This is a genomic window from Terrihalobacillus insolitus (genome assembly GCF_028416575.1).
Classification (GTDB): Bacteria; Bacillota; Bacilli; order Bacillales; family Amphibacillaceae; genus Terrihalobacillus; species Terrihalobacillus insolitus.
In genome coordinates this window covers 1-1,978 of record NZ_JAMQKB010000056.1, presented here as the reverse complement: position 1 = coordinate 1,978, position 1,978 = coordinate 1, and the positions used below count along the sequence as shown (strand labels likewise).

Here is a 1,978-nt window from a genome sequence, read left to right as displayed (position 1 = left end):
TGCGACCTCGGTGATGTTGCATTTTTTCTTCCCGTAATACACGGTAGTACGTGGATTCGGATGCAAGGTATATGCCTTTGTCCGCCAGTTTCGGGACAATTTGTGTCGGTGGTAAATCAGCGTAGGCCTCTTGGTTGACGACCGTGAGTATTTCTTCTCTTTCTGCTTCGGACAACTTATTTTTCGGTACGGGACGCTCTACAAGTGGGCGTTGATCAACTTTTACTCCATATTCTGCTACCCAACGTTCGTACGTTCGAACGCTAATGTTGAGTTCCTCGCATGCCTTTGTTAATCGAGCGCCGTTTTGATTTGCTTCTTGTATGAGTTCAATGGCGAATACGCGATTTGAAGGGCTAATCATTCTCCCTCGTCGTCCCCCCAAATCGCTTGGGCCTTTTTTCGCAACAGTAATAAAGCGGCAGCTTCTGCCAGTGCCTTATCTTTCTTCTGTAGCTCTTTTTCTAGCTGTTTGCCACGTTTCTGTTCTTCCTTCAATACACCATTTAACTGCTTGGATGGATTCAATGCTTGTCCATTTGCTTGAAGACAGGAATCTTTCCATGCTTCAATTTGTTCCCGATAGAGACCTTTCTTACGGCAATAGGATCCAAGCTCTGCCTCATTCATCGAGAATGTCTCCATCACGACTAAAAACTTATCTTCGCTACTCCATTTGTCACTTGTTTGTCCATTACCAGGTGTCGCCGCACCATCTGTTCGAGCTTCTTTTCGCCATTTGTACAATGTCACTTCTGAAATGCCTTCTTCTTTCGCAATATGAGCCACGGCTTCATTGTGTGGTAGCATCATCCGTTTCGTAATAGCCGTTTTGCGTTCTTGCGTATATCGTATTCCATTTTTCTTTGTCATATCGAACCAACCTCCGTGTCATTTACTTAAACTATAACATCTAAGCGGGTACGACAACTATCCTAACAGAGGGGGATCACAGGGTGCTAAAACAATAAACGTAAAACATTAGAGTCAAATGGTGTCTCATTAATACCTAAAATCACAGGGTGCTAAAACGGTTCTTTTCAATTTAATATTACTAATATGGTCTCATTAATACCTAAAATCACAGGGTGCTAAAACTGTATTCCGCATCCCAATTTTCTTTATACTGTCTCATTAATACCTAAAATCACAGGGTGCTAAAACAAACCTCTTCTCTTATTGTTTCTTGTAATGTCTCATTAATACCTAAAATCACAGGGTGCTAAAACTTCGCCAACTTTAATCATAGGTTCATATGTCTCATTAATACCTAAAATCACAGGGTGCTAAAACCCAGAGTTCAATGTCTCCAAAACAAAAATGGTCTCATTAATACCTAAAATCACAGGGTGCTAAAACTATAGACATAAATACCTGTGTCCACGTCATGTCTCATTAATACCTAAAATCACAGGGTGCTAAAACTGGTCATACCGTTATTACCAAAAATAATAAGTCTCATTAATACCTAAAATCACAGGGTGCTAAAACACAGATCGTTAAGTGCTACTACGTTGACATGTCTCATTAATACCTAAAATCACAGGGTGCTAAAACACAGATCGTTAAGTGCTACTACGTTGACATGTCTCATTAATACCTAAAATCACAGGGTGCTAAAACGCACTTTGATTGTCATCCTCGCATCCTCTTGTCTCATTAATACCTAAAATCACAGGGTGCTAAAACATCACGTTTTACCGCCGCCCTTCCTGGTCTGTCTCATTAATACCTAAAATCACAGGGTGCTAAAACAAATCATAACTACACTCGACAAGATAACCAGTCTCATTAATACCTAAAATCACAGGGTGCTAAAACCTATACCCACATGCAGCAGGAGTTCTATTTTGTCCGCAGTCTGGTTCAGTGTCGGTTCAAATGCCAGTGGCAATGACGTGGCTGCCCATTGTTAGGCACACACAATGCCACTGGCTATAAACAATAGTCAATATGTTGTCGGGATTTTACGATAAAC

1 protein-coding gene, 1 pseudogene and 1 CRISPR repeat array are annotated in these 1,978 nt (G+C 40.9%); the gene and the pseudogene both read right to left on the bottom strand.

Annotated features, from left to right (window positions below; translation table 11 throughout):
- A pseudogene (locus tag NC797_RS18210) lies at positions 1-364 on the bottom strand (helix-turn-helix domain-containing protein); the annotation flags it as partial.
- Complete coding sequence (locus NC797_RS18205; protein WP_272438209.1) at positions 361-873, bottom strand: transposase; 513 nt, start codon at positions 871-873, stop codon at positions 361-363. The gene NC797_RS18205 and the pseudogene NC797_RS18210, both read right to left, overlap by 4 nt.
- Before the next feature lie 123 nt (positions 874-996).
- A CRISPR array of direct repeats spans positions 997-1,821; the repeat unit is 36 nt; unit sequence GTCTCATTAATACCTAAAATCACAGGGTGCTAAAAC.
- Positions 1,822-1,978: the final 157 nt, after the last annotated feature.

Excerpts from the sequence above, each read along its gene's own strand:
- NC797_RS18205 (WP_272438209.1), bottom strand. The coding sequence starts at position 873 with ATGACAAAGAAAAATGGAATACGATATACGCAAGAACGCAAAACGGCT.